The organism is Streptomyces sp. NBC_01591 (assembly GCF_035918155.1).
Classification (GTDB): domain Bacteria; phylum Actinomycetota; class Actinomycetes; order Streptomycetales; family Streptomycetaceae; genus Streptomyces.
The window spans coordinates 1,073,610-1,099,645 of record NZ_CP109327.1 but is presented as its reverse complement, the minus strand read 5'-3'; the positions used below and the strand labels follow the sequence as shown (position 1 = coordinate 1,099,645).

Below are 26,036 nucleotides of genomic sequence, written 5' to 3'. Positions count from 1 at the left end.
GCGCCACCGGGGCGTCGGCCGCACCCCGGGACCATGGGAGACTCGCCCCCATGAACGGCAAGGTGTCCACCACCCGGACAAAGTTGGAGAGGGGCCGCAGCGCGCTCGGACCCGCGCTGGAACTGGTCCACACCGGACGTGCGCCCACCCGCGCCGTCCTCACCTCCGAGCTCGGCGTCACCCGGGCGACCGCCGGTGCGGTCGCCGCGGAACTGGAGGCGCTCGGCCTGATCCGGGTCGACTCCCGGCCCGGTTCCGCCGCCGGCTCGCAGGGCCGCCCCTCGCACCGGTTGTCCGTCCGGGAGTCCGGCCCCGTCGCCATTGCCGCTCAGGTGCACGCCGACGGATTCCGGGCCGCGCTCGTCGGGCTCGGTGGGCGGCTCGTGGCCACCGCTCCCGGCTGTGTCACCGTCACGGCGGACCCGGCGCAGGTCATCGGCGAAGTGGTCGACGACTGTGCCCGGTTGCTGCGGGACAGCGGACTGCGCTGCGTCGGCGCGGGCCTCGCGGTGCCGTCGGCGGTCGCCGAACCGGAGGGCACCGCGCTCAACCCGCTGCACATCGCCTGGCCGGCGGGCGCCCCGGTGAGCGAGATCTTCGCCGACTGCGTACGTGAAGCAGGCATCCCCGGACCCGCGTTCACCGGGAACGACGTCAACCTCGCCGCGCTCGCCGAACACCGCCACGGCGCGGGCCGGGGCGCCCAGCATCTGCTCTGCGTGGCCACCGGCCACCGGGGGGTGGGCGGCGCCCTGGTCCTCGACGGCCGCCTGCACACCGGGAGTTCGGGACTCGCGCTGGAGGTGGGGCATCTCACGGTGAACCCCGAGGGGCGCCCCTGCCACTGCGGCGGGCGCGGCTGTCTGGACGTCGAGACCGACCCGCTGGCCTTCCTCGTCACCGCCCGACGCGAACCCGGTCCGGAGGAGTCGCTGCTCAAGCAGGCCGGCGATCTGCTGCGCACGGAGTACGAGGACGCGGCGGTAAGGGGCGCGGCCGAGGAGCTGATCGACCGGCTCGGCCTCGGGCTCGCCGGTCTGGTCAACATCCTCAACCCGGACCGCATCATCCTAGGCGGACTGCACCGAGCCCTGCTCGACGCGGACCCGGAGCGGCTGCGTGCCGTGGTCGCCGACCGCAGCCTGTGGGGGCGGAGCGGCAGTGTGCCGATCCTGCCGTGCACGCTCAACCACAACAGCCTGGTGGGCGCGGCGGAACTGGCCTGGCAGCCGGTGCTGGACGATCCACTGGCCGCGCTGGCCTGACGGGGGCTCAGGGCCTGCCCGACCCTGATCCCTCGTACGGGTCCGAAGGTGTCCGCCAGGCGAACGCCCGTGCCGCGTTGGCCACCAGGATCGTGTCCAACGCCTGCTTTCCCAGGTCCTGTTCGAGGCGAGGGCGCAGCCGTCGCAGCAGATACGGCATGCCCGGGGTCCCGGGCACGGTCGTGTCGCCGCCACCACGTGCGCGCTCGTCGTGCGGGTCGGCGACGCCAGGGTTTCGGGCTCACGCCCCATCCCGTACGGGGTCCACTGCACGACCGACCGGCCGCCCAGTGCGACGGAGGCGTGCAGTTGTCCGGCCGCCCGCTCGGGGTCGTCCAGCTCCTGCCCCGGAAGCAACGGGCTGCGCAGGAAGAGGTGGTCATGTGCGTCGCAGACGCCCAACTCGGCTGCCGGGATGTCGCCCAGGACCGTACGGACGGTCGCTACCACTGCCGTCCCTCCCCGAGCCGGTCCCGCTCCGGCGTGCTCAGGTGCAGCACCTGGTAGCGGTCCTCGGGGGCCTCGGGGGCGTCGTGCTCCCAGAGGGTGAAGTGGAGCAGTTCCCAGCGGCGGGGGTCGACGGCCAGGGCCGTGAGGGCGGCCTCGACCGCGTCGGCGGGCGGGACGGAGGTCGCGACGGCCGTGCGATGGCGGGTCGCCGTGCGGGGGAGGGCGGCCGATGCGGGCCCTTCCCGGTACGCCAGTCCGGTCCAGTGCTGCACCTCGGGGCGGCCGAAGTCCTGGACGACGCCCTGGAATCCGGGGCCCCAGAGGAAGGAGTTCGGCGTCGGCGGGGGCGAGCAGCGAGAGCAGCCCGCGGACGCCCGCGTCGAAGGCGTCCGGCGAACCGGAGGCGCGGGCCAGCACATAGCCGCCCTGCACCGTCGCGACGATCGTCGCCGCCACCTCGTCGGCGACGAGGTGGCGGGCGAACTCGCCCTCGTCCAGGCCCTCCTGGACGATCTCGGCGAGCCGGCAGCGCAGCCGGCCGATCGTCTCGTCGACCGGCGCGCGCAACTCGTCACTGGCGATGACGTCAGGGTCCATCGTGAGCCGACCGACCGGGCAGCCGCGCATCACATCACGCTCGCGCAGGAGGTACGCGGAGATCCGCTCGTAGACGTTCCCGGGCCGTCGAGCAGCCGGTCGGCCGTCTCGCGCAGCTGCGCGGCGTACGGCGGATGGCCGCGAGCGCGAGATCGGGCTTGCCCGCGAAGTGGTGGTACATGCTGCCCTGGCCCGCGCCCGCCTGCTGCTGGATGGCCTTGGGGCTGGTGCCCACGTAGCCGCGCTCCCACAGGAGCTCCTGGGTGGCCTCGACCCCGGTCGCCGACGGGAGCAGCCGCAGCGGCGCCACGTACTCCCGAGGGGGTATGCGTGCGGCCGCTGGCCGTACGACGACTCGGAGCCCCTCTCGGGGCGAGGCTCGAAAGCGTCAGGAAAACCTGAACGCGAACCCTGAACCGAGGGAGCTGAACGAGATGAACACCCTGGCGCACAGCGGTGGACCCGGGCCCTGGATCCTCCTCTTCCCGCTCTTCTGGGCGGCCGTCGTCATCGGCGGCGTCACCCTGCTGCGCCGTACCGCGTGGCGCGGCCGTCGAGGCCCCTGGCAGGCACGTACCACCCGGGAAGCACCTGTCGAGCCATCACCGATCACTCTGCTCGGCCGGCGCTTCGCGGCCGGCGAGATCGACGAGGACGAGTACTGGCGCCGACTCTCCGTCCTGGACGAACAGTTCGGCCGCGGCAGCAAGGGCGGCGTGGCATGACCACCACCGTCCCCATCTCCGAACCCACCCCCGGGCCCGCTCCCGCACCCGCCGCCCGGGTCGTCGACGCCGTGAAGCTCTACGGCGCGGGCGACACCCGGGTCAGGGCCCTGGACGGGGTGAGCGTCGACTTCCCGGCCGGACGCTTCACCGCGATCATGGGGCCCTCCGGATCCGGCAAATCCACCCTGATGCACTGCGCCGCCGGACTCGACACGCTCACCTCGGGCTCCGCGTTCATCGGCGACACCGACATCAGCACGCTCGACGACCGCAGGCTCACCCTGCTGCGCCGCCGCCGGATCGGCTTCGTCTTCCAGTCCTTCAACCTGCTGCCGACGCTCACCGTCGCCGAGAACATCACCCTGCCCCTCGACCTCGCGGGGGAGCGGCCCGACCAGGAGTGGCTCGACGCACTCGTCGACACCGTCGGGCTCCGGGACCGGCTGCACCACCGGCCCGGCGAACTGTCCGGCGGACAACAGCAGCGGGTGGCGGTGGCCCGGGCCTTCGCGGGCAGCCCCGATGTCGTCTTCGCCGACGAACCGACCGGCAATCTCGACTCCCGCTCCAGCCAGGAAGTGCTCCGGCTGCTCGGCCGCACCGTCCGGCAGACCGCCCGTACGGTCGTCATGGTCACCCACGACCCGGTCGCCGCCGCCCACGCCGACGAGGTCGTCTTCCTCGCCGACGGCCGGCTCGTCGACCGGATGCCCGACCCCACGGCGGAGCGCGTGCTCGACCGCTTCAAGTCCTTCGCCCCCCACTCCTCACGCGGGCGGTGACGGCATGAACGGCATTTGGGCCTCCGTACGCCTGAGCATCTCCTCGCTCCGCGCCCACAAGCGCCGCTTCGCCGGTACGTTCGTCGCCGTTCTGCTCGGCGTCGCGTTCCTCACCGGCACGCTCGTCATGGGCGACACACTGCGCGCGAGCTTCGACACCATGTTCACCGACGCCAACGCCGGTACCGACGCCGTCGTGCGCGGCTCCGACGCGGTCACCGTCGCAGGTGAGTCCCAGGGCACCCGGCGGCCGGTGAGTACCGCACTCGTGCAGCGGATCGAACGGACCCCCGGCGTTGCCGCGGCGGCCCCCGACATCCAGGGCGCCGGCCAGCTCATCGGCGCCGACGGCAGACCCATCGGCGGTCAGGGCCCGCCGACCCTCGCCGGCAACTGGATCGACGACCCGGAGCTCAACCCGTACCGGCTCGCCGCCGGACGCGCCCCGGCCGCCCCCGGTGAGGTCGTCGTCAACCGGGGCACCGCCGACCGGGGAGGGCTCAGGATCGGCGACAGGACCGTGCTGCGCACCCCCGACCCCGTACACGTCACGATCGTCGGACTGGCCACCTTCGGCGGCCAGGACGGCATGGGGCAGGTCACCTACACGGCCATGACACAGGCCGACGCCGAGAAGTACCTCACGCCGAAGCCCGGCGAGGCGTCGGCCATCCAGGTCCGCGCCGGCCCCGGCATCAGCCAGCGGGAACTCGTCGACGCGCTGCGGCCCGTACTGCCCGCGGGCGTCGAGGCCATCACCGGACAGGCCTCGGCCGCCGAGAACCGGGACATGATCTCCGGCGCCTTCCTCGGCCTGTTCACCACACTGCTGCTGGTGTTCTCCGGGATCGTGCTGCTCGTCGCCACCTTCTCCATCCACAACACCTTCGCGATCGTCGTCGCCCAGCGGACCCGCGAGAACGCCCTGCTGCGCGCCCTCGGTGCCGTACGCCGTCAGGTGGTCGCCTCGACCCTCGTCGAGGCGACCGCGGTCGCCGTGATCGCCTCCGCCGCGGGTCTGGCCGGTGGCATCGGCATCGCCGCAGGACTGCGGGCCCTCTTCCCCGCCGTCGGATTCCCGTTCCCCGACGGGGCGCTGGTGATCGGCGCCGTCTCCCTGCTGCTGCCGCTCGCCGTGGGGATCCTCGTCTGTGTCGGCTCCGCCCTGCTGCCCGCCGTCCGGGCGGGACGCACCGCTCCGCTCGCCGCCCTGCGCGAGAGCGCCGTCGACGACTCCGGGGCGTCCCGGACACGGGCCCTCGCCGGGCTCGTACTGCTGGTGGCCTCGGTCGGGGTCATCCTGACCGGGGCCCTGGCCGTCCCGTCCGTCTGGCTGTCGGCCGCCGGTGCGGTATCGGCACTGGCCGCGTTCGTGGTCCTCGGCCCGGTCGCCGCCACGTACGCGGTACGGGTCCTCGGCGCCCCGCTCGACCGGCTGCGCGGTGTCACCGGCCGACTGGCCGCGCGCAACGCGCTGCGCAGCCCCCGGCGGACCGCGTCCACCGCGACCGCGCTGATGATCGGCGTCGCCGTGGTCTCCCTCTTCACGGTCTTCGGCGCATCGCTGAAGGCGACCATGAACCAGACCGTCGACCGCTCCTTCGCGGGCGATGTCGCCATCAGCGCCCCCGCCTTCGGGGCGGGTGGCAGCGGCCTCAGCCCCCGGCTCGCCCCGGCCGTCGACCGGCTGCCGCAGGTCGCGACCGCCGTCGGCCTCGGCAAGGGGGTCGCGGAGGTCGACGGTGCGGGGCGCGCCCTGACCGTGACCGACCCGGCCGCGCTCGGCAGGGTCTTCGACCTCGGCCGGGTCGACGGCTTGCTGACGGGGCTGGGTACGGACGGGATCGCCGTCTCCGGCACCGAGGCCGCGAAGCGCGGTCTGCACCCCGGCTCCGTTGCCCGGCTCGCCTTCACCGACGGCACGCAGCGCGACTTCACCGTCCGCGCCGTCTACGAGCGGTCGGAACTGGCAGGCGACTACGTCATCACCCGCCAGGCCTGGGCCCCGCACCGTGCGCAGGACTCCGACTCGCTGATCGCCGTCTCCTTCGAGCCCGGCGTGTCCACCGCCGACGGCAGGGCGGCGGTCGCGAAGACCGCGGCGGCGTACGGCAATCCGGAGGTGCAGACCCGGAGCGAGTACGCGCAGTCCTCGGCCGGCGGCATCGACATGATGCTCACCCTGGTCTACGCCCTGCTGGCACTCGCCGTGCTGATCGCCCTGCTGGGCATCGCCAACACGCTCACCCTGGCCCTCCACGAACGCACCAGGGAGATGGGCCTGTTGCGGGCGGTGGGACAGACCAGGAGCCAGTTGCGCTCGATGGTCCGCTGGGAGTCCGTCCTGGTGGCCGCGTTCGGCACGACGGGCGGACTGCTGCTCGGCGGCTTCCTCGGCTGGGTGCTGGTCGAGGCGTCCGCGGGCGACACCGCAGTCGCCTTCGACCTGCCGCCGCTGCGACTCCTGGCGGTCGCCCTCGTGGGGATCGCCGCCGGAGCACTGGCGGGGCGGCGCCCGGCCCGCCGGGCCGCACGGCTGAACGTGCTCCGCGCGATCGCCGCCGAGTAGCGCACGGCGGGGGAGGGACGGGACGCCGTCCGGCGCCTCGCCCCTCCCGTTCCGCCACGGGCGCCCGTCGGGACCGGGCAGGTCAGCCGACCACCGCCGACCGTGCGACGGAAGGCGTGCCGCTCTCCAGGTAGGTGATGCCGTCCAGCTCGAACGGCCCGTCGGTGGTGGCCCCGTACACGGGATGCGGCGGAAGCGGGGCGCACCGGAGTGGCGCCGGAAGGGTGAACCAGACAACCTTCCCGGCCCCGCCCCTCGGACGGACCCCCCAGCTCTCGCTGACCGCGGCGATCAGTGCGAGCCCGCGCCCCGATGTACTGGACGCGCTGGGTTCGCGCACGGTCGGCAGCCGTGGATCGTGGTCGTGGACGGAAACCGTCAGCCGTTCGAGCAGTAACTCGATCTCGACGGTGCATGATTTGTCCGGCTGGGCATGCCGGTGGACATTGGTCAGCAGTTCGGTGACGCCGAGCGCGGCCTGGTCGACCAAAGGATCGAGATGCCAGTAGCGCAACTGCGCCGAGATGATTCTGCGGACCTGACCGATCCGCGACGGCAGGGCCTGGAGCTCCACCGTGCAGTGCCTGCTTGGCTCGCTGATCACGGCTGCGACTCCCCGAAATAGGTCCGGAAGAAGACGAAGGAACGGATCCAGCAGCTGGCCGGCTGCTGATTGGCGCCCCGACGGCGTGGATCACAGTGTCACCGCCGGTTAACCATGAGTGACGTGTCCAATGTCGCCCAGGGTTCACTGCTCCGCAACTCGCGGTCTCCCGGTGCCGCCGCCCGCGTCAGGTCATCCGGCCGCCCGCGCTGCGCAGCGTCTCCAGGAACCGGCGGGCCGGCCCGGCCCGGTCCGGACCGCGGTTGCGCTGGCCCATGGTCAGCCGGTACCGCGTCCCGTTGAGACGGGCCACGGCCGCTCCGGCGCCGGCGAACCACGGCCTGCCCGCGCTCACCGTCACCACCGGGGCACTGTCGATCTCCCGCCCGCTGCTGGTCAGCAGGGCCAGTCTGCCGTCCTTGACGATCACCTGCCCGGCCGTGGTGAGCGAACGGGCCCACCGCTCGATCCGTACCCCCGTCGCACTGAACTCCGTTTCCGGCATGGCTGCTTCGCCCCCTTCGTGACACTTCTGATGGGCAGTGTGCACAAACCGGGACCGACGCGCCAGGCCGCGTCCCGGCCCGGTGCCGCGGTGGCCGGGCCCGTCGACGCCAAGGCAGGGCTATGGAACATCAAAGTGAACGTTTGTGCAGGTAGGGGGAATAGGTTGTGGGTGGAGAGTGACGGTGACACGAGGAGGAACGCGCTGATGGGCACCGAGAAGCACGGACACGAAGGCCGGGCCGCGGCGACGATCGACATCGACCGCTCCGACCCCGGGTACCGGGCCTGGCTGAAGGAGGCGGTGCGCAAGGTCCAGGCCGACGCCAACCGCTCCGCCGACACCCATCTGCTGCGCTTCCCGCTGCCCGAGGCGTGGGGTATCGACCTCTATCTCAAGGACGAGTCGACGCACCCCACCGGCAGTCTCAAGCACCGGCTGGCCCGCTCGCTCTTCCTCTACGGGCTCTGCAACGGCTGGATCCGGCCGGGCAAGCCGGTGATCGAGGCGTCCAGCGGTTCGACGGCCGTCTCGGAGGCGTACTTCGCCAAGCTGATCGGTGTGCCGTTCATCGCCGTGATGCCCCGCACCACCAGCCCCGAGAAGTGCCGGCTCATCGAATTCCACGGCGGCCGCTGTCACTTCGTCGACGACTCGCGGAAGATGTACGAGGAGTCCGCCATGCTCGCCGAGGAGACCGGCGGCCACTACATGGACCAGTTCACCTACGCCGAGCGGGCCACCGACTGGCGCGGCAACAACAACATCGCCGAGTCGATCTACCAGCAGTTGAGGCTGGAGCGCTATCCGGAGCCGACGTGGATCGTCGCCACGGCGGGCACCGGCGGCACCTCGGCGACGATCGCCCGCTATGTGCACTACATGCAATTCGACACCCGGATCTGCGTGCCCGACCCGGAGAACTCCTGCTTCTTCGACGGCTGGACCCACCATGATCCCCTGGCCACCAGCGACTGCGGCTCCCGGATCGAGGGCATCGGAAGGCCCCGGATGGAACCGAGCTTCGTGCCCGGGGCCATCGACCGGATGATGAAGGTGCCGGACGCGGCCAGTGTCGCGGCCGTGCGCGCCCTGGAGAAGGCCATCGGCCGCAAGGCCGGCGGCTCCACCGGCACCGGACTGTGGAGCGCGTTCAAGCTGGTCGCCGAAATGGTCGAGCAGGGCAGCACGGGCAGCATCGTCACCCTGATCTGCGACCCGGGCGACCGCTACCTCGACAAGTACTACTCCGACAGCTGGCTCGCCGGGCAGGGCCTGGACATCGCCCCGTACACGGCGACCATCGACTCCTTCCTGGCCGACGGCAACTGGCCCTGACCGCAGGGCGGAACCGGGTGCGCGCGGCGCGGCGGACCTCAGGCCGCGGATCCGGTCAGCCGCCGGTCGAGATTGCGTACCGCGTCCCGGAAGGACCGGCCCATCCCCGACCGGGCCAGCCGCAGGGCGAACCGGAAGGGTGCGGAACCGTCGGCGGCGAACGTCCACCGCACCCGTGTCCCGGTCCCGGCCGGGGTGAGCCGCCATTCCTCCAGCAGGGCCCGCATCCCGGGGGCGTTGGTCCGGTCGGCCCGGTAGGCGTACCGCGTGCCGGGCTCCGCCGCCATGATCGTCTCGCGGATCACGAAGCCGCCTTTGAGCCGGACCTCGCGGCCCGCGCCCTCCTCGGTGGTCCGGGCGGCCGTCACCGCCGTGAACCAGCCCGGCCAGCCCGGCACATCATCGGCGAGCGCACGGTAGACCACCTCGGGAGCCGCGGACACCTCGGCGGCGAAGACCAGTCGCAGCGGAGCGGAATCGACGAACTCGAGTTCCACGGAACGGAGCCGGCGTGGCATGGAACGCACCTCCCGTGCGGTCGGGGTCGCGCACACCATAGCTGACGTATTATCAGATGTCGCTGTTCGCACCGGCAATGCGGTGTCGTGCGCCAGGGCGTGCCACAGGCTACGGACGGTGCCGCGCCGGACGGTCCAGCATGCTGTCGAGCACCCGGCCGAAAACCCGGCGACCCGCTCCGGCGATCAGCGGATCGCCCCACCGCGGCAGCAGCCGGAGGCCCAGCTCCTCCACCCACACCACATGGGAACCGGAATCCGTCGGATACACATCGATCGACGCCCGGCCCAGCACCAGCGAACCGCGCTTCTCCAGCCGGCAGAGCCCCGCACGCCCGCCGGCGGGCGGCGTCCACCGCACCACTTCCATGGGGTCGTCGAACGCCAGCGGCCCCACGCCCGTGCGCGCCACGAAGACGGTCCCGACCCTGGTCGGCAGCCCCGCGGGGACGGTGATCGTGGTCAGCGGTACATGCGCGGCGTGCCGTTCCCAGTCCGTCACCCGGCGCCAGGACTCGGCGGCGGGCAAGGAGGTGAAACGCTCGATCCGGAAGACGGCCACACCACGATCCTAAAGGCTCGACCGCAGGGCCCCGGCCCCGTGCGCCGCCCGGCGCGAGCCGAACGGAATCCGCGCACGGTCCGGCGGCTCAGGAGTCGCTCTCCGCGACCGGGCCCGTCACCACCAGGCCCGGCAGATGCTCCTCGATCTCCTCGCGGGCGGCGGCCGACAGACCCGCGTCCGTCACGAACGTGTCCACCTGCTCCAGCGTCGCGAACGAACTCAGGCCCACCGTGCCCCACTTGGTGTGGTCGGCGACCACCACCACCCGCCGGGCCGACTGGACGAAACGGCGATTGGTCTCGGCCTCCGCCAGATTCGGCGTCGAGAGCCCGGCCTCCACCGAGATCCCGTGCACCCCGAGGAACAGCACATCGAAGTGGAGGGAGGCGATCGCCTGATCGGCTACCGGACCGACCAGCGAGTCCGAAGGAGTCCGCACCCCACCGGTGAGCACCACCGTCGCGGCCCCGGGCCGTGTCCCGGCCGCGCCCCCCGGCCGCTGGGCGGCGTGGAAGACATCGGCGACCCGTACCGAGTTGGTCACCACGGTCAGATCCGGTACATCCAGCAGCTGCTGGGCCAGCGCGTACGTCGTCGTGCCGCCGGAGAGCGCGATCGCGCTGCCGGGCACCGCCATGGCCGCCGCCGCTCGCGCGATGTCCTCCTTGGCGGTCAGCTCCAGCGCCGACTTGGCCTCGAAACCGGGCTCGTGCGTACTGGCCTCGACCACCGGAACGGCCCCGCCGTGCACCTTCTCGATGACCCCCAGGCGGGACAACGCGTCCAGATCCCGGCGCACCGTCATGTCGGAGACATTCAGCTTGCGGGTCAGCTCGTTGACCCGGACCCCGCCGCGTCTGCGCACCTCGTCGAGGATCAGGGCGCGCCGCTGCTCCGCGAGCAGGTTCTGATTGTCGCTCAACGCCGGGTCCGGTCCTTCCCTCTGGCCGTGCAGCAGTCCCTTCGAACGGGGTCATCCTGCCACGCGGTGTCGCCGGCCGCCGCACTGGGGAGATTTCGGTAAGAGCGGTGCGGCCACCGGCCCCCTTCCGCGATTCTGGTGACCGCGCAACGACACTCCCCCCACAACCGAGAGAGCGAGTCACTCCAGTGCCACCTGCCACCCAGACCCCGCCGAGTCCCGGGCCCGCGCTGGAACTGCTGGTCCACGGCGTGGGCGGCGCCACCCCCCAGGAGATGCTCGACGATCCTCGTACGGTCCGGATCACCGGCGACGCGACCGCCGCCATCTACCGGCGGGCCGGGGACACGGACGCCGAACAGCACCCGGAGCGGTACCGCGACCGGCCCATCGCCGAGGCCTACTGCTGGTCCAACCTGACCTCCGGCAACGGCTCCCGCGCCCTGTGGCTGCTGCTGCTCCCGTTCATGGTGGTCAACCTCGCCCACTGGATGCGCCCCACCGCCCGGTCCCGCACCCGCACGGTGCGCTTCTACGGCGTCCTCGTCCGGCTCATCGCGCTCAGCCTCACGGTCCTGCTGACCGCGGCGGCCTGCGAGGTCGCGCTCGACCTGACGGCCTGGCAGTGCGCGGGCGTGCAGGACTGCTCGAACCAGCGGTCCTGGCTCGGCTTCCTGTCGACGGCACAGGGCGGCTGGTGGTCCCAGCCGGGCCGCAGGCTCGCCCTCGCCGCACTGGTGCCCACCGCCCTGGTGGCGCTCCTCTGGTTCCTCTCGAACCGGACATGGAGCGCGTACGAGTCACAGCGCCCGCTCACCGGAATCGAACCGGACGACGGCCTCGACCCCGCGCCCGCACCCGCCCCGGCCACCACCGGCACCGCGCCCGTCGTCCGTCCCGCCCTCGGCCGGCCCGGATTCTGGTACGGCCGCCGGCTGGTCGCCCGGCTGCGCGCCGCCCACACCGCCGCCGGATTCCTGACCGTCGCCGCGTCGGTCGCGGGCGCCGCGGCCCGCCACGACCGCGCCGCCGGCGGCCCCGTGCCCGACATCCTCGGCCGGCTGATCGAGGCGGCACTGGTCCTGGGCGGAATCGTCGTGCTCTGGGTGGTCTGCCGCCGCGGCCGCAGCGAACGACGCCTCGACAACCGGCTCGACCGCGCCCTCATCACCTATCTGCCCGGCGCGGCCCTCGCCCTGCTCGTCCTCGCCGCGGCGTACGCCGCCTGGTCCCGTCCCGACTGGATCTCGGCCGGCGCCCTGCCCGGCGACGTCACCTTCAGCGTCATCGCCCTCGGCCAGGGGACACTCGTCGTCGTACTCGCCGCGGTGTCACTGGATCTGTACCGCCGGACCCCCGAACCCCGCACCGTCATGTACGGACTCGGCGGGCCCGTGGTCGCGATGCTCGCCTGCGCCCTGGGCGGCGTCATGAGCGGCGGGGTCTCCCAGCGGGTCGCCGACTGGCTCGACGGCCCCGGCACCCCCGGCATGGGCCGGGGCTCCGCCATCGAGGGGCCGCCGGTGCTGCTCAGCTGGCAGGCATCTGTCATCCCCGTCCTCCTGGTGCTGCTGGCCGTCCCCGCCCTCCTGCTGCTCGTACGGACCTGGCTCGCCGCCCGCGCCCTGGAGCCCGGGATCGACCGGGCGTACGAGGAGGAACGGCCGGACCCCGCCCGGACCCGGCAGATCGCCCGCATCCAGGCCACGGCCGCCCTCACCGACTCCGCGCCCTGGATCCTCGGCCCGGTCTGCGGTGCCGCCCTGCTGCTCGGCGCGGCGGCGGTCTGCGGGGCCTGGGTGAGCGGAGAGGTTCCCGGGCTCGCGATGAGGGGCAGCGGCCCGTTCATCGAGTCCATCGCACAGGCCGCGCAGTCGACCGGCTCCTGGATGGTCGGCCTCGGCTTCGTACTCTTCGTCACCTGGGGCCGCCGCGCCTACCGCGACGCCTCGGCCCGGCGCACCATCGGCATCCTCTGGGACGTCGGTACGTTCTGGCCGCGCGCCGCCCACCCCTTCGCGCCGCCGTGCTATGCCGAGCGGGCCGTCCCCGACCTGGCGTCACGGATGTCCAGCTGGACCGCGCTCACCCGCGGCAGGCTCGTCATCTCCGGGCACTCCCAGGGCAGTGTCCTCGCCGCGTCCGCGGTCTGGCAGCTGCCCGCCGAGACCCGCAGCCGGGTCGCCCTGCTCACCTACGGTTCGCCGATCGAGCGACTGTACGGGCGCTGGTTCCCGGCCTACTTCGGCCCCGGGCCGCTGCACGCGCTGCACCGGTCCGTGCACTGCTGGCGCAACCTGTGGCGGGCCACCGACCCGATCGGCGGCCGGGTCCGGCTCGACGAGGCACCGGGGCCCGAGGTGGACCGCGGGCCACTGAAGGACCCCCTGGCGTACGGGCGGACCCGCGAACATCCGCTGCCCGAAGCCGTTCTGGGGCACTCGGACTACCAGGCCGACCCGGTCTTCGCCCAGGAGCGGGCCGCGCTGCTGGAGCGGCTGGATCCGGTCCTGCCCCGCCAGGCCGGCGGGGAGGACGGTTCCGAGGCCCCGCGGACTCAGGGCAGTTCCGGCAAGTCCTCGGGGTAGAGCAGGGTGAGGTCGTCCGTGCTCGGCTCGGCGAGCTGGGCGACCCGGCCGGCATGCCGCTCCACCATCGACTCGAAGGTCTGGCGCGCGGTGCGGCCGTTGCCGAACGCCGGACCCTTGGGAAGCTCGGTGAAGTACTTCAGCAGCGCCTCCCCGGTCCCGGAGGCCAGGCTGTACTCGTGCTCGTCGGACTGCTGCTCCACGATCCGCAGCAGTTCGGCGGGCTCATAATCGCTGAAGGTGATGGTCCGCGAGAAACGGGATGCCACACCGGGGTTGACGGTGAGGAACCGCTCCATCTCGTGGGTGTAGCCGGCGACGATGACGACCACCGCGTCCCGGTGGTCCTCCATCAGCTTCACCAGTGTGTCGATCGCCTCCCGGCCGAAGTCCCGGCCGGAGTCCTCGGGCGACAGGGCGTACGCCTCGTCGACGAACAGCACCCCGCCGCGCGCCCGGTCGAAGGCCTCCTGGGTACGGATGGCGGTCGAGCCGATGTGCTCGCCGACCAGATCGACGCGGGACACCTCGATCAGATGGCCCCGCTCCAGCACCCCGAGCGAGGCGAGGATCTCGCCGTACAGCCGGGCCACGGTGGTCTTGCCGGTGCCGGGGGAGCCGGTGAAGACGAGGTGGCGCCGGACCGACGCGGCCTTGAGCCCGGCCTCCCGGCGCCGGCGGCCCACCTCGATCATGTCGGTGAGGGCGCGCACCTCCCGCTTGACGCTGTCCAGGCCCACCAGCGCGTCCAGTTCCCCGAGCACCGCGTCCGACGCGCGCGCCGGCTCGGTGGCGGGCACCTCGGCCGGGGCGGGCTCGACGGCGCGCTGTCCGGGAACTCCGCCGAGCAGTCCGGGGGCCGACTGGGTCGCCGTCAGCACGGTGGGCGCCGGGGGAGCGGGGGAGCGCAGCGCGCTCTCGTCGCTCGTGCAGTCCTCCACGACGGGGCCGGTTCCCGGGCCGTCACCGTGCGCGGCGGCCGGCTCGGCGAACTCGTATCCGCCGCGTGCGCACCGCTCGGTCCGGCAACGCGTCAGCGTCGTACGGCAACCGTCCATCACATGGAAGCCGTAGCCGTCGCTGCCGGTGACCCGGCAGCTGTTGAACGTGCCGCGGCCCTCGGCGGAGACGTAGAAACCGGCCTCGGCGGGCGAGGTGACCGTGCAGCGCTCGATCGTCGGGTCGGCGCCCTTGGTGACGATCACTCCGGTCTGTGCCATGTCGATGGTGCAGTTGTTCAGCGTGCCGCCGCTGCCGTGGTCGCGGAACCAGGCGCCGGTGGACGCCTCGCGGATGCGGCAGTCGTCCAGCTGCGCGGTCGCCCCGTCGCTCACCGACACCGCGGTGTTGCGGACCTGGGACAGATCGCTGTCGACGACATCGGCGCGTGAGCCCCGGTCGAGCACGAAGATGGCGTCCGGCACGTCATGGACCCGGCAGGAGTCCAGTATCACGGTCGCCCCGTCGCTCACCCAGACCGCCGGGTAGTCGCCCGTACTGTCGTGGATCTCGCACTGGTTGGCGTCGACACGGGTGCCGGGATCCCAGACCGAGAGGCCGTTGCGGCCGAAGCGGCGCACTGTGGAGCGGGTCAGGGTGAGGACCGAACGGGAGCGCAGATCCACCGCGTTCTCCGGGATGTCGTGGATGTCGCAGTCGGCGAGTGTCAGCACCGCGTCGGTGTCGAGCGTGACGCCGTCCGCCGAAGTGCGGTGCACCGTGCAGTCGGTGAGGTGGGCGGCCGCGCGGGCGGTCACCTGTATCCCGCTGCCCTTGATCTCGTACACCTCGCAGCCGACGCCCTCCAGGCCGCTGCCCTCTCCGGTGACGCTCAGGCCCGCGCCCGACGCGTGGTGGATCCGGCAGCGTTCCAGCCGCGGATGCGCGCCGTCGCGTACCGAGACACCGGACTGCCCGGCGGAGACGACCTCGCACTCCTCGAACACGCCGCCCGCGCCGTCGAGTACGGCGATGCCGACCCCGGCGGGGTTGTCGACCGTGCAGCGGCGCACGGTCGGCCGGGCCGCGCCGCGCACCTCGATCCCGGCGGCGGAACGGGTGACGATCCGCAGATCCGCGATCTCCGGTGCGCAGTCCTCGATCAGCAGCGCGGGGGCCGTCGAGTCCTGGCCCTCCACATGCAGGTCCGAGACGACGGCGGAGGCACGGACGGTCAGCGGCACGCCGTCGGCCGGCGCGATCCGCACGGATCCGACGGAACCTTCGGGGCCGCGCAGGGTCACCGCGCGGTGCAGGACCAGATTCTCCCGGTAGGTGCCCGGCGCGATGGTGAGGACATCGCCGTCGGCCGCGGCCTCCAGGGCTGCCGTGAGGGAGGCGTATTCGCCTGTGCGGCGCCGCCACCGCGATGTGCCGGTGTGCGTCACCTGGACCGTGCCCTGTGCCATGGCGCTGTTGTGCCCCCACCTCGTGCGTGTGTGATGCCCGGGTCACCGGCCTTCCGGCAGCGGCGAATCCAGGGACCGCCCACCGGGAAAGCGGGCGGGCCGGTCCACCGTAGCGCGCGCGGCGGGCGGGAGTTGCCCCGATCAGCAGCTGATCAGCTGCCGGCCCCTGTCCTGCCCCAGTCCGGACCGGCCTTGGCCCAGTCCTGGTCGATCCGGGTGTATCGCCCCCGCATCATGCGCCGGACGATCAGCCGCCGGCCGCCCTCGATCAGTCCGACGCCGAGCAGCGTCGCCCCGAACCCGGCCAGCACCGCATGCGTACGGGCCGTCGGGGCGTCCATGGGGCGCGATACGGGGCGGCCGTGGAGGTCCGTCCAGATCTCCACCTCGGAGCCGGGGCCGGTCTTCCGGGAGGAGGTCAGCACCGTGCCGCGGCGGTTCGTGCCGTCCGGGGCCTTCCAGCGCGCCACCACCGAGGTCTGCGAAGCGCGCTCCGAGGAAACCTCGGGGTCGGTGACGAAACGCGGCGCTCGCGGTGTCCGGCGCACCACGACCGCGGTGGTGGCATGACGCCCGGCCCGCTGGGCCCGCACCGACTTCTGCAGGGCGTCGTCGGTGTGCGACCCGCACAACCAACCCAGTGCTGGCGCCGCCAGCACCATGAGGAGCAACGCGACAAGAGCCACCCATGCCTCGCGCCGGTCAGTGGCGCGGCGCAGGGAATTGTGCCGCCAACGCCACACACCCGTAACCGCTCGTACAGTCCTGCACCCCCTTCCGTATCCGTCTTAGCCTGATACGGCACGCTTCGCGCGCTGAAGGGGTGAAGAGAGAGCAACTTCACCCCGGCCAACGCACGGACCACCCCCGTGAGTTCCCGCGCACCGGGCCGGACTGACGGCCCGTCCGGGGCGGGAACGCCGAAGTCGCCGTCGAGTCCCCATGGCTCGACGACGACTTCGTGCGACCGTGCGTGATGTCGGCTCAGTACCCCCGGCCCTGGTACGGGCGGTTGTACGGGTCCTCGTAGGGCGAGGGCGCCGGGGCCGGAGCCGGGCGCGGTGACGCCGGGCGCATCGCCTCGTAACCGGTGCCCGGCGCGGGCCGCTGCGGTTGCTGCCGCTGCTGTTGCGGCGGATAGGGCGCCTGGTAACCGCCGCGGGCAGCGGTCGGCTGCTGCGGGATGTACGGCGCCGGGGCGTGCTGCAGCTGCGCGGGCTGCATCGGCGCGTAACCCTGCTGAGCCGTCGGCTGCTGGTAGCCGTACGACGGATTGGGCTGGGAAGGTGCCGCGGGAAGAGCCGGCAGCGCCGCCGGGAGAGCCGGCAGATAGCTGTTGCCGGTGTCATAGGCGGCAGGCACTCGGATCGGAGCGATCTGAGGGGTGCCCCGCTCCGCGACCAGGGAGTCGTAGATCGGAGTGTCGGGGAACGACGGTGCGGCGTGGTAGCCGCCGCCGTAGGTCGAGCGGGGGGAGGTCATAACACCTAAGTTAAGCCCACGATGTGCTGGTTGGGGAGTCCCAATCTTGGGGTCATCCGTTTTGCGCCGGTTCTGTCCGCCTGACCTGCTAAAACATCGATAAAGGTTCCGTTAGTAGCGGGGGCTTTTTCGTTGGAGGGCCCTATGAACACGCCTGTGGAGAATTTCATCGCCGTCCCCGCAAGATCTGGGAGCGCGGTGGCCTCTTCCCTCACGTCCGCGTCCTGTTCAGCGAATGTCCCGTGCCGCCCGCGACAGCGGCGGCGGCAGACGGCTGTAGGCGGCTGTTCCTGTCCACGGCATACTGGGCCGCCGCGCGAACAGAAAGGCTCAGCGGTGACCCGACAGCACACGGAGTACGACGTCCTGGTCGTCGGAGGCAGTGGGGTGGACACCATCGTGCGGGTCGACGCCCTGCCCGTCCCGCTCGCCGACTCGGTCCATGTCGGGCCGGTCGAGGAATGGCCGGGCCACACCGGAGGGAACGTGGCCCTCGGCGCCCGGGCGCTCGGACTTGAGGTCGCACTCCTCGACTGCATCGGCGACGACTGGATCGGTGCTCAGGTGCGCGAGCGACTGGCCGCGGGGGATGTGGAGTTCGCCCCACTGATTTCCTCAGCGGGCACCCGCCGCGCCGTGAACCTGGTGGATGCGACCGGACGCCGGATGTCGTTCTACGACGCCCGCGACCCGGCCGATCTGAGGATGCCCCGGGATTTCTATCTGCCGAGGCTGCGGCGTACCCGTCACGTTCACCTGTCCATCATGAATTTCGCCCGCTTCCTCTACGACGACATCGAGGAGCTCGGCGTTCCCGTCTCCACGGACCTGCACGACTGGGACGGACTGGCAGACCATCACCGGGAGTTCGCACTCCGCTCCGATCTCGTCTTCCTCAGCGCGGCGGGCACGGGCGAAGGCGAAGGAACCTTCGCCCTGATGCGGGAGATCCTCCGCGAGGGCCGTGCTGACACCGTGGTCGCCACGGCGGGCTCGGGCGGCTCCCACGTACTCACCCGGGACGGCGGCTCCACCCCGCACCACATCCCGGCGACCGCCCCGCCCGCACCGGTGGTGGACTCCAACGGCGCGGGGGACGCCTACGTCTGCGGCTTCCTGTACGGGAGACTCGTCGGCCGGGATCCACTGGAATGCGCCCGCCTGGGAGCCGTGGCGGGGGCGTACGCCTGCACCGCGCCGGGTTCCACCGCCCTCGTCCCGCAGGAAGTCCTGCTGGCATCGGACCACGCCCGGAACGGGAGTTCGTAGTCCGTGCCGGCCCGGAGCGCCGTCCCTTCATCCACTACGGATCACGGCACCGCTCTCAGTCCCCCAGGCCCCGAGCGGTGAACCCCGCACGGCCGGCGAGCGCCGTCAACTCCTCGGCCCGCGCCGCGCGCAGACACACCACCGGGTAGCAGTCCGAATCGATGTCGAGGACGGCGAGCGCCGCGCCGACATCGCGATAATGCCGACCGCAGGCCGCCAGGAAATCGTCGGTCGGCAGGGACATCTCGTCGGCGTCGAACAACACCCAGGGGTCCACGGACGGCCGGGAGACGAGCCTCCCCAACTGGGCCCGGATCTCCTGCGGATCCTCCTTCCAGTCGAATTCCGCGAGCAGCCGGTGATCGCAGAGCGCATCCACGAGCGCTATCCATGCGAGGTCCGCGACGGGCTCGTCGATGCCGCGATCCGCCAGCCGGCCCGCATGCGTCCGCACATAGCCCTCGGGATCGTCGTGGGCGTGCAACACCCGCTCGACGACGTCCGGATGGGCCGGGGCGAGAAGCGATGCCGTGGCTTCCAACGACGTTCGGACAGTGTCGGTGCCGGACATGATGTGTGCTCCTTGGGCAGTGGTGCGGCTGAGGTCGTCGCCGAGGCGAGGACACCCTCTCGGGCGCTCATGAAGAAGCCTGGCACAGGGGTATGACAACGGACGCACAAGGCGGACGGCTACTCCGCCGTCATGGACTGGGAAATCCGCGCCCCCCAAACGCCGTCGTCCGCTGGGGCGCCACCTTCAACGCTGACGGCGCCGGCACCACCCGCTACAAGAACAAGGATTTCCCCGAGGGCTACACCATCGTCTTCCGCACCTGCCTCGGCCAGGTGAACGCCGTCCCCGGCGGGGCGGCGGGCAGCCCCCCGAACGACGTCACCGGCTGCGTGGCAGCCTCGGGCCCCACGGAGTGGTCCAGGACCAGCAGGTCGATCACGTCTGCCTCCTCGGTACCCCGGGCGCTGTCGGACGGGCGCTCCTCGCCGCACACTGTGACCATGCACCGGCACGCTACGGCGCATAGCTTCGTCGATGACCTAGCGAGGTCACCGGCGGATCCCGGGGACCGGACCGGACGTCTGTGGCACCTGTGACGGTCCGGGGGATTAGGTTGGCGGAGAAAAGTTTTCGGGCAGCCGGACTCGCGATGGGGGCGAGCATGACCATGCTAAAAGGAGCCAATGTTCCGGTGGCGGCTCAGGCCGTGCGGGTCGAATTGGGGTGGCGCACCTCCCCGGGGACACCGGACGTGGATGGCTCGGCGCTCCTCCTCGTGGCGTCGGGAAAGGTGCGCAGTGACGCCGACTTCGTCTTCTACAACCAGCCCTCCCACGCATCCGGCGCGGTGCGCCACGAGGGCAAGCGGACCGCCGGTGACGGGATGACGGACAACCTCGCGGTCGACCTGGCGCGCATCGAGCCGGCCATCGACCGCGTGGTCCTGGCGGCCTCCGCGGACGGCGGCACGTTCGGCCGGGTGACCGGGCTGTACGTACGGATCACGGACGCGGCGAACGGCCGGGAGATCGCGCGCTTCGACAGCGCGGACGCGACGGTCGAGACCGCGTTCATTCTCGGGGAGCTCTACCGGCGCCAGGGCGCCTGGAAATTCCGCGCCGTCGGCCAGGGATACGGCACCGGTCTCGAAGGGCTCGCGACCGACTTCGGAATTTCCGTCGATGAACCACAGCAGACACAGCAGCCTCAGCAGACACAGCCGTATCACCAACCCCAAACGCCTCAACAGCCTCAGAGCGCAACGCGGGTTGACCACCGGCCGTCTGCCCCGCCAGCACCGCCGATGGCGCCGTCGGCGCCTCCCGCACCCCCTCTCACCGCGCCCGTCCGCCTGTCCAAGGTGACACTCACCAAGGACGCGCCCTCGGTCTCCCTCGCCAAACAGGGCGGTACTTCGGGAGCGCTTCGCGTCAATCTCAACTGGGAAGTGCGCAAACAGTTCAAGGGCTGGGGAAGCAAACTCGGCCGAGCGGTCGCCAACCACTCGGACCTCGATCTTGATCTCTGCGCTCTCTACGAACTGACCGACGGCCGCAAGGGAGTCGTGCAGGCGTTGGGGAACGCGTTCGGCGCACTCCAGCACCCTCCCTATATCCATCTCGACGGAGACGACCGCACAGGCGCCATCGCCACCGGCGAAAACCTCACCGTCAACCTCGACCACAAGAACAAGCTGCGGCGGGTCCTGATCTTCGTCACGATCTATGAAGGCGCCCGGAGTTTCGCCGACCTCCATGCGACTGTCACTCTCCAGCCCCAGCACGGCGCGCCGATCGACTTCTCGCTCGACGAATGCACCGTCCCGTCCACCGTCTGCGCACTGGCGCTCCTCACCAACAACGGGGGAGATTTCATGGTGCAGCGCGAGGCCCGCTATCTCGTCCCCGAGCGCGGAGTGAGCCCGCAGCGCACCATCGACTACGCATACGGGTGGGGCATGAACTGGACGCCCGGCCGTAAATGACCCCCTGGCGGTCCGGCCGGCCCTGCGGCCATCGGCCCACCGCGGGCTCCGCTCACCGGTCCGGCGCGGCCTCGGGACGGGCGTACGTACGCCCCTTCCAGGCCGCGCCACGGCCCCGGTGGTGCTGCACCGCCGAATCGACCGTCATCAGCAGATAGAGCACAGCGGTGAACGGCAGCAACGGCGCCTGCCACAGCGACTGCCGGTAGTAGCCCAGCATCGGCAGATACGTCCCGGCCATCACCGCCCACGCCGCGCCGCCCGCCCATGCCGTCACCGGGTCACCGGTCAGCAGCCCGGTGACGAGCGCGACCGGCGGCACGAGATAGACCAGCGCGAGCCCCAGCACCGTCCCCAGCAACAGCGCCGGACTGTGCCGCAACTGGGCGTACGCGCTCCGCGACACCATCCGCCACAGATCCGCCAGCCGCGGATACGGCCGCACGCTGTCCACCCGCTCGGCGAGCCCCAGCCAGATCCGCCCGCCGCTGCGCTGTACCGCCCGCGCCAGCGACACGTCGTCGATCACCGCCTGCCGGATCGACTCCGGCACCCGCGCCCGCTCCGCCGCCCCGGTCCGCAGCAGCACGCAGCCACCGGCTGCCGCGGCCGTCCGCGCACCCGCCCGGTTCACCCACCGGAACGGATAGAGCTGCGAGAAGAAGTACACGAAGGCTGGTACGACCAGCCGCTCCCAGACACTCGACACCCGCAGCCTGGCCATCTGCGAGACCAGGTCGAAGCCGCCCGACACGGCAGCGGCGACCAGCTCCCGCAGACTGTCCGGCTCATGCGCGATGTCGGCGTCCGTCAGCAGCAGATACTCCGGCTCCCTGGTCCGGGCCAGGGACATCCCGTGCCGGACCGCCCAGAGCTTGCCCGTCCAGCCCGGCTCGGGCTCACCCGGCGAAACCACCGTCACCGGCAGTCCTCCGTACCTCACGGACAGCGCACGCCCCACGTCCCCGGTCCCGTCCTTGCTGCAGTCGTCGACGAGGAAGATCTCCGCTCTCCCCGGATAGTCCTGCGCCAGCAGCGACGGCAGACTCACCGGCAGCAATTCGGCCTCGTCACGTGCGGGCACCACGATCGCGACGGACGGCCATCGATCGGGGGCCTCCCGGCGGGGCAGCCGCTGGGCGGTCCGCCAGAAGAACCCCTGTCCCAGCAGCAGCCACACCCATGCGGCCAGCGAACCCACGGCGATCCAGGCAACGGCGCTCATTCGCCGCAGTCTGCCCCACCGGGACGGAACCGCAAGGGCGGTCGACTATGGTGACCGGGTGAAGATCGCGCTCATGGACTCAGGAATCGGCCTGCTCGCGGCAGCGGCCGTGGTACGCCGACTGAGGCCCGACGCCGATCTGGTGCTCTCCTCGGACGCCCCCGAAGGCATGCCCTGGGGACCGCGCACGCCGGAGTACGTGACCGCCCACGCGCTCGACGTGGCCCGCGCGGCCGCCGACCATCGGCCGGACGCACTGATCGTCGCCTGCAACACGGCCTCCGTGCACGCCCTGCCGGCGCTCCGCGCCGAGCTCGAACCCACGCTGCCGGTCATCGGCACCGTCCCCGCCATCAAGCCATCCGTGGCCGGTGGCGGCCCCGTCGCGATCTGGGCCACGCCCGCCACCACGGGCAGCCCGTACCAGCGCGGACTCATCGGCGAATTCGCCCGCTCCGTCGATGTCACCGAGGTCCCCTGCCCGGGCCTGGCCGACGCCGTGCAGAACGCTGACGAGACCGCGATCGACCTGGCCATCGCCGCAGCCGCCGCTCGCACCCCGCGCGATGTCCGGGCCGTCGTCCTGGGCTGCACCCACTACGAACTGGTCGCCGAACGCATCCGTGCCGCCGTGCGGCAGCCGGGTCTGCCGCACGTCGCGCTGCACGGTTCCGCCGGTGCCGTCGCCGCCCAGGCGTTGCGCCGGATCGGGGCCGAACCCGCTCCGTCGGCCGAACCGTCCGGCGGTCTCGCCGTGCTTCTCGGCGGCCGGCCCGCCGACCTGCCGACGGCCGCTCTGGCCTACGCCGAAGGGCAGCTGCTGGGGGCCGTCAGCCCGGCCCGCTGACCCGGCGGAGGCTGTTCGACCCATCCCCGGCGTGCGGAATCTTAAGTACGCTGCTTGACATGAGGGACCACCTCCGAAATCCCCGACACACGGGAGCCGACCCCCACTCCGCCGTCTGGATCGGCCGGGCCACCAACCGGGCCCAGTGGGTACTCGCGGCCGCGGGCGCGGCCTGTCTGGCACTGGGCATCCAGCTGGCCGTCACGTCCAACTGGTCCTCTGGGATCGCCCCGCTGCTGATGTCCGTGATCGGCTGTGTCGCCGCCGGACTGCTCATGCTGTTCGGCACCCTCGCCTTCGTGAACGTCGCCGTCCGGATCGACGGGGACGCCCTGGAGGTGCGCTGCGGCCACATGGGCCTGCCGCGCCGCCGGATTCTGCTCACCCATGTGGTGGGCGCGGAGTTCGCACCCGAGGTCACCCCGCGCCAGTGGGGCGGCTGGGGCTACCGCTGGCGCCCCGAGCAGGGCACGGCCGTGGTGGTCCGCAGGGGCGAGGGCTTGGTGCTCCGGCTCGGTGACGGCAGGACGTTCACCATCACGGTCGACGACGCGGAGGCGGGCGTACGGTTCATCCGCGAACGCCTGCACCTGCCGGCGACCGGAGCGACGGCCGGAGCCTGACACCGGGACGGCAGGGAACCGGATCTGTGCGGGAAAGCGACGGAACGATCCGGTACGAAGGGTTCCAGCAAGCGGGCGGGGCTGCCGGACCCACAGCTGACCACCGTAGACTCCGCCGGGTGAGCGCCACCATCACCCCAGTCGAAGCCGCGCAGCCGGCCTCAGCCCCCGTTTCCCGGAAGCGGCGCCTGGTACGGCCCGCCGCCGCCCTGATCGCGGGTGTACTGCTGTATCTGAGCTTCCCGCCGCGCCCTCTGTGGTGGCTGGTTCTGCCCGGTTTCGCCCTGCTCGGCTGGGTGCTGCACCGACGACGGCTCCGCGCCGGGTTCGGGCTCGGCCTCCTCGCCGGGCTGGGCTTCATGCTGCCGCTGCTGCACTGGACCGGCGAGGAGGTCGGACCGGTGCCGTGGCTGGCCCTCGCCGCCGCCGAGGCGCTGTTCATCGCGGTCGGCTGCATCGGGATCGCCGCCGTCAGCCGCCTCACCTGGTGGCCGGTGTGGGCCGCCGCGGTCTGGGCACTCGACGAGGCGGTCCGGGCCAGGGTGCCGTTCGGCGGCTTCCCATGGGGGAAGATCGCGTTCGGACAGGCGGACAGCGTGTTCCTGCCGCTCGCGGCCGTGGGGGGCACGCCGCTGCTCTCCTTCGCGGTGGTGCTGTGCGGCTTCGGTCTCTGCGAAGCGGTACGCCAGTTCCGCGCCTACCGCCGTACGGGCACGCTGCCGCGGGCGGCCGTCGCCGCCGCTGCCGCGACCGTCCTCGTACCCGTCGCCGGTGCGATCGCCGCGCTGCCCCTGGTCGACGACTCGGCGGAGGACGGCACCGCGACCGTCGCCGCGATCCAGGGCAATGTGCCGCGGCTCGGACTCGACTTCAACTCCCAGCGCCGTGCCGTCCTGGACAACCATGTGCGCCGCACGGAACAGCTCGCCCAGGAGGTGAAGGAGGGCAAGGTCCCGCAGCCGGACTTCGTCCTGTGGCCCGAGAACTCCTCCGACCTCGACCCGTACCGGAACGCCGACGCCCGGATCGTGATCGACGACGCGGTGAAGGCGATCGGCGTGCCCACCGTGATCGGGGCGGTGGTCGAGCCCGACAGCGGGAACCTGCGCAACACCCTCATCCAGTGGGATCCGAAGAAGGGCCCGGTCGACACGTACGACAAGCGCCACATCCAGCCGTTCGGCGAGTACATGCCGATGCGCTCCGTCGCACGGATCTTCAGCTCCGACGTGGACCGGGTGCAGCGCGACTTCGGCCCCGGGAAGAAGGTCGGGGTCTTCGACCTGGCGGGGACGAACGTGGGGCTCGTGACCTGCTACGAGGCCGCGTTCGACGACGCCGTACGGGACACCGTCATGCACGGCGGCCAGCTGATCGCCGTACCCAGCAACAACGCCACGTTCGGCCGCAGCGAGATGACCTACCAGCAGCTGGCCATGTCCAGGGTGCGGGCGGTCGAGCACAGCAGGTCGGTCGTCGTCCCCGTCACCAGCGGGGTCAGCGCCGTCATCCGCCCGGACGGGAAGATCGTCGAGAAGACGAAGCTGTTCACCCCGGACGCGCTCGTGGACGAGGCGCCGCTGAGGTCCTCGCTGACGCCCGCGACCCGGATGGGCACGCTCCCCGAAGGAGTGCTCGTGCTGATCGCCGTGGCCGGGCTCGGCCTGGTCACCGTCCGTTCGGTACGGAGCCGGCGCAGTCGGTGACTCCCCGTTGCGCCACGTAGGGTCGGACCATGGCTACTCCTGATTTCATCCGCGAGATCCGCGCCACCGCGGGCCAACAGCTGCTCCTGCTGCCGGGAGTCACCGCCATCGTCTTCGACGACGAGGGCAGAGTGCTGCTCGGACGCCGTTCCGACACCGGTAAGTGGTCGGTCATCGGCGGCATCTGCGAGCCGGGCGAGCAGCCGGCGATGACCGCGGAGCGCGAGGTGTACGAAGAGACCGCCGTGCACTGCGTGGCGGAGCGGGTGGTGCTCACCCAGGCCCTGGAGCCCGTGCAGTACGCGAACGGCGACCGCTGCCAGTACCTCGACGTCACCTTCCGCTGCCGGGCGACCGGCGGCGAGGCGCGCGTCAACGACGACGAGTCGCTGGAGGTGGGCTGGTTCCCGGTGGACGCGCTGCCGCCGCTGAACGAGTTCGCGCTCTTCAGGATCAAGCAGTCCATGACCGACGGACCCACCTGGTTCGAACCCACCGCCCGGCAGTGAACACGGTTGTCCGCCGGACGGGCCCGGTCTCCAGGCCC

At 71.8% G+C, this 26,036-nt stretch carries 25 protein-coding genes and 2 pseudogenes; 12 read left to right on the top strand and 15 right to left on the bottom strand.

All coding sequences use genetic code 11. The features are described 5' to 3' along the window. Positions 1-50: 50 nt before the first annotated feature. Positions 51-1,265, top strand: coding sequence for an ROK family protein (locus tag OG978_RS05295; RefSeq protein WP_326764062.1), 1,215 nt, complete (start codon positions 51-53; stop codon positions 1,263-1,265). 7 nt (positions 1,266-1,272) lie between these two features. Here the strand turns inward: OG978_RS05295 and OG978_RS05290 are convergent, their stop codons facing one another. The 4 genes and pseudogenes from OG978_RS05290 to OG978_RS05280 all read right to left on the bottom strand — a co-directional run. Continuing rightward, positions 1,273-1,443, bottom strand: a complete 171-nt coding sequence (locus OG978_RS05290; RefSeq protein ID WP_326764061.1) for a hypothetical protein — start codon at positions 1,441-1,443, stop codon at positions 1,273-1,275. 5 nt (positions 1,444-1,448) lie between these two features. Next, a pseudogene (locus tag OG978_RS48240) lies at positions 1,449-1,715 on the bottom strand (phosphotriesterase); the annotation flags it as partial. Beyond that, positions 1,709-2,134 carry a DUF4865 family protein gene (locus OG978_RS05285; protein ID WP_326764060.1) on the bottom strand — a complete coding sequence of 142 codons (426 nt, stop codon included), beginning with the start codon at positions 2,132-2,134 and terminating at the stop codon, positions 1,709-1,711. The pseudogene OG978_RS48240 and the gene OG978_RS05285, both read right to left, overlap by 7 nt. Beyond that, positions 2,058-2,607 (bottom strand): annotated as a pseudogene (locus OG978_RS05280) (TetR/AcrR family transcriptional regulator); the annotation flags it as partial. The gene OG978_RS05285 and the pseudogene OG978_RS05280, both read right to left, overlap by 77 nt. Positions 2,608-2,746: 139 nt before the next feature. Here OG978_RS05280 and OG978_RS05275 point away from each other — a divergent pair. The 3 genes from OG978_RS05275 to OG978_RS05265 are packed head-to-tail and all read left to right on the top strand — an operon-like array spanning position 2,747 to position 6,391. After that, a complete protein-coding gene (locus OG978_RS05275) occupies positions 2,747-3,037 on the top strand; it encodes an SHOCT domain-containing protein (RefSeq protein WP_326764059.1) in 291 nt (96 codons plus the stop codon). Further along, a complete protein-coding gene (locus OG978_RS05270) occupies positions 3,034-3,822 on the top strand; it encodes an ABC transporter ATP-binding protein (protein WP_326764058.1) in 789 nt (262 codons plus the stop codon). Before OG978_RS05275 ends, OG978_RS05270 begins: the two co-directional genes overlap by 4 nt. A gap of 13 nt (positions 3,823-3,835) precedes the next feature. Next, the gene (locus OG978_RS05265; protein ID WP_442817822.1) at positions 3,836-6,391 is read left to right on the top strand and encodes an ABC transporter permease; all 2,556 of its coding nucleotides are present in this window, start codon (positions 3,836-3,838) and stop codon (positions 6,389-6,391) included. An 82-nt stretch (positions 6,392-6,473) separates the two neighbouring features. Here the strand turns inward: OG978_RS05265 and OG978_RS05260 are convergent, their stop codons facing one another. After that, positions 6,474-6,995 (bottom strand): ATP-binding protein, encoded by a 522-nt coding sequence (locus OG978_RS05260; protein ID WP_326764056.1) that lies wholly within the window; start codon positions 6,993-6,995, stop codon positions 6,474-6,476. A 187-nt stretch (positions 6,996-7,182) separates the two neighbouring features. After that, complete coding sequence (locus tag OG978_RS05255; RefSeq protein ID WP_326764055.1) at positions 7,183-7,500, bottom strand: hypothetical protein; 318 nt, start codon at positions 7,498-7,500, stop codon at positions 7,183-7,185. A 207-nt stretch (positions 7,501-7,707) separates the two neighbouring features. On the opposite strand from OG978_RS05255, the gene OG978_RS05250 reads away from it, so the two are divergent. Continuing rightward, entirely contained in the window at positions 7,708-8,838 is a 1,131-nt protein-coding gene (locus tag OG978_RS05250) for a PLP-dependent cysteine synthase family protein (RefSeq protein ID WP_326764054.1), read from the top strand. Positions 8,839-8,876: 38 nt separating this feature from the next. Here the strand turns inward: OG978_RS05250 and OG978_RS05245 are convergent, their stop codons facing one another. From OG978_RS05245 to OG978_RS05235, 3 genes are all read right to left on the bottom strand, one after another. After that, positions 8,877-9,356: an SRPBCC family protein gene (locus OG978_RS05245; protein ID WP_326764053.1), complete on the bottom strand. Its 480-nt coding sequence runs from the start codon at positions 9,354-9,356 to the stop codon at positions 8,877-8,879. A 109-nt stretch (positions 9,357-9,465) separates the two neighbouring features. Next, positions 9,466-9,918, bottom strand: a complete 453-nt coding sequence (locus tag OG978_RS05240) for an SRPBCC family protein (RefSeq protein ID WP_326764052.1) — start codon at positions 9,916-9,918, stop codon at positions 9,466-9,468. A gap of 88 nt (positions 9,919-10,006) precedes the next feature. Further along, positions 10,007-10,843, bottom strand: a complete 837-nt coding sequence (locus OG978_RS05235) for a DeoR/GlpR family DNA-binding transcription regulator (protein ID WP_326764051.1) — start codon at positions 10,841-10,843, stop codon at positions 10,007-10,009. 188 nt (positions 10,844-11,031) lie between these two features. On the opposite strand from OG978_RS05235, the gene OG978_RS05230 reads away from it, so the two are divergent. Beyond that, positions 11,032-13,431: a hypothetical protein gene (locus OG978_RS05230; RefSeq protein ID WP_326764050.1), complete on the top strand. Its 2,400-nt coding sequence runs from the start codon at positions 11,032-11,034 to the stop codon at positions 13,429-13,431. Here the strand turns inward: OG978_RS05230 and OG978_RS05225 are convergent. The 3 genes from OG978_RS05225 to OG978_RS05215 all read right to left on the bottom strand — a co-directional run bounded on the left by OG978_RS05225 (position 13,401) and on the right by OG978_RS05215 (position 17,321). Further along, positions 13,401-15,839, bottom strand: coding sequence for a right-handed parallel beta-helix repeat-containing protein (locus tag OG978_RS05225; RefSeq protein ID WP_326764049.1), 2,439 nt, complete (start codon positions 15,837-15,839; stop codon positions 13,401-13,403). The genes OG978_RS05230 and OG978_RS05225 overlap by 31 nt on opposite strands. Positions 15,840-15,991: 152 nt before the next feature. Continuing rightward, the gene (locus OG978_RS05220) at positions 15,992-16,582 is read right to left on the bottom strand and encodes an Rv1733c family protein (protein ID WP_442817657.1); all 591 of its coding nucleotides are present in this window, start codon (positions 16,580-16,582) and stop codon (positions 15,992-15,994) included. Positions 16,583-16,823: 241 nt separating this feature from the next. Beyond that, positions 16,824-17,321 (bottom strand): DUF6643 family protein, encoded by a 498-nt coding sequence (locus OG978_RS05215; RefSeq protein WP_326764047.1) that lies wholly within the window; start codon positions 17,319-17,321, stop codon positions 16,824-16,826. A gap of 366 nt (positions 17,322-17,687) precedes the next feature. On the opposite strand from OG978_RS05215, the gene OG978_RS05210 reads away from it, so the two are divergent. Next, positions 17,688-18,590 (top strand): carbohydrate kinase family protein, encoded by a 903-nt coding sequence (locus tag OG978_RS05210; protein WP_442817821.1) that lies wholly within the window; start codon positions 17,688-17,690, stop codon positions 18,588-18,590. A 55-nt stretch (positions 18,591-18,645) separates the two neighbouring features. Here OG978_RS05210 and OG978_RS05205 read toward each other — a convergent pair whose 3' ends face one another. Beyond that, complete coding sequence (locus OG978_RS05205) at positions 18,646-19,161, bottom strand: DUF6630 family protein (RefSeq protein ID WP_326764045.1); 516 nt, start codon at positions 19,159-19,161, stop codon at positions 18,646-18,648. A 241-nt stretch (positions 19,162-19,402) separates the two neighbouring features. Then, positions 19,403-19,606 (bottom strand): hypothetical protein, encoded by a 204-nt coding sequence (locus tag OG978_RS05200; RefSeq protein WP_326764044.1) that lies wholly within the window; start codon positions 19,604-19,606, stop codon positions 19,403-19,405. Positions 19,607-19,795: 189 nt separating this feature from the next. Here OG978_RS05200 and OG978_RS05195 point away from each other — a divergent pair, with 189 nt between their 5' ends. Further along, the gene (locus OG978_RS05195) at positions 19,796-21,088 is read left to right on the top strand and encodes a TerD family protein (protein WP_442817656.1); all 1,293 of its coding nucleotides are present in this window, start codon (positions 19,796-19,798) and stop codon (positions 21,086-21,088) included. Positions 21,089-21,140: 52 nt separating this feature from the next. On the opposite strand, the gene OG978_RS05190 is transcribed toward OG978_RS05195, so the two are convergent. Then, positions 21,141-22,313: a glycosyltransferase gene (locus OG978_RS05190; protein WP_326764043.1), complete on the bottom strand. Its 1,173-nt coding sequence runs from the start codon at positions 22,311-22,313 to the stop codon at positions 21,141-21,143. A 58-nt stretch (positions 22,314-22,371) separates the two neighbouring features. On the opposite strand from OG978_RS05190, the gene OG978_RS05185 reads away from it, so the two are divergent. From OG978_RS05185 to OG978_RS05170, 4 genes are all read left to right on the top strand, one after another. Then, complete coding sequence (locus OG978_RS05185; protein WP_326764042.1) at positions 22,372-23,160, top strand: glutamate racemase; 789 nt, start codon at positions 22,372-22,374, stop codon at positions 23,158-23,160. 59 nt (positions 23,161-23,219) lie between these two features. Further along, positions 23,220-23,783, top strand: a complete 564-nt coding sequence (locus OG978_RS05180) for a hypothetical protein (RefSeq protein ID WP_326764041.1) — start codon at positions 23,220-23,222, stop codon at positions 23,781-23,783. Positions 23,784-23,902: 119 nt separating this feature from the next. Further along, positions 23,903-25,489: an apolipoprotein N-acyltransferase gene (lnt, locus tag OG978_RS05175; protein ID WP_326764040.1), complete on the top strand. Its 1,587-nt coding sequence runs from the start codon at positions 23,903-23,905 to the stop codon at positions 25,487-25,489. 29 nt (positions 25,490-25,518) lie between these two features. Next, positions 25,519-25,998, top strand: coding sequence for an NUDIX hydrolase (locus OG978_RS05170; protein ID WP_326764039.1), 480 nt, complete (start codon positions 25,519-25,521; stop codon positions 25,996-25,998). The last annotated feature ends 38 nt before the right edge of the window (positions 25,999-26,036 follow it).

What these genes read in the sequence shown, in the direction of transcription:
- OG978_RS05295 (WP_326764062.1), top strand. Translation starts at nt 51, where the DNA reads ATGAACGGCAAGGTGTCCACCACCCGGACAAAGTTGGAGAGGGGCCGC.
- OG978_RS05285 (WP_326764060.1), bottom strand. Translation starts at nt 2,134, where the DNA reads ATGTGCTGGCCCGCGCCTCCGGTTCGCCGGACGCCTTCGACGCGGGCG.
- OG978_RS05275 (WP_326764059.1), top strand. Translation starts at nt 2,747, where the DNA reads ATGAACACCCTGGCGCACAGCGGTGGACCCGGGCCCTGGATCCTCCTC.
- OG978_RS05270 (WP_326764058.1), top strand. Translation starts at nt 3,034, where the DNA reads ATGACCACCACCGTCCCCATCTCCGAACCCACCCCCGGGCCCGCTCCC.
- OG978_RS05255 (WP_326764055.1), bottom strand. Translation starts at nt 7,500, where the DNA reads ATGCCGGAAACGGAGTTCAGTGCGACGGGGGTACGGATCGAGCGGTGG.
- OG978_RS05250 (WP_326764054.1), top strand. Translation starts at nt 7,708, where the DNA reads ATGGGCACCGAGAAGCACGGACACGAAGGCCGGGCCGCGGCGACGATC.
- OG978_RS05245 (WP_326764053.1), bottom strand. Translation starts at nt 9,356, where the DNA reads ATGCCACGCCGGCTCCGTTCCGTGGAACTCGAGTTCGTCGATTCCGCT.
- OG978_RS05225 (WP_326764049.1), bottom strand. Translation starts at nt 15,839, where the DNA reads ATGGCACAGGGCACGGTCCAGGTGACGCACACCGGCACATCGCGGTGG.
- OG978_RS05215 (WP_326764047.1), bottom strand. Translation starts at nt 17,321, where the DNA reads ATGACCTCCCCCCGCTCGACCTACGGCGGCGGCTACCACGCCGCACCG.
- OG978_RS05205 (WP_326764045.1), bottom strand. Translation starts at nt 19,161, where the DNA reads ATGTCCGGCACCGACACTGTCCGAACGTCGTTGGAAGCCACGGCATCG.
- OG978_RS05200 (WP_326764044.1), bottom strand. Translation starts at nt 19,606, where the DNA reads ATGGTCACAGTGTGCGGCGAGGAGCGCCCGTCCGACAGCGCCCGGGGT.
- OG978_RS05190 (WP_326764043.1), bottom strand. Translation starts at nt 22,313, where the DNA reads ATGAGCGCCGTTGCCTGGATCGCCGTGGGTTCGCTGGCCGCATGGGTG.
- OG978_RS05180 (WP_326764041.1), top strand. Translation starts at nt 23,220, where the DNA reads ATGAGGGACCACCTCCGAAATCCCCGACACACGGGAGCCGACCCCCAC.
- OG978_RS05170 (WP_326764039.1), top strand. Translation starts at nt 25,519, where the DNA reads ATGGCTACTCCTGATTTCATCCGCGAGATCCGCGCCACCGCGGGCCAA.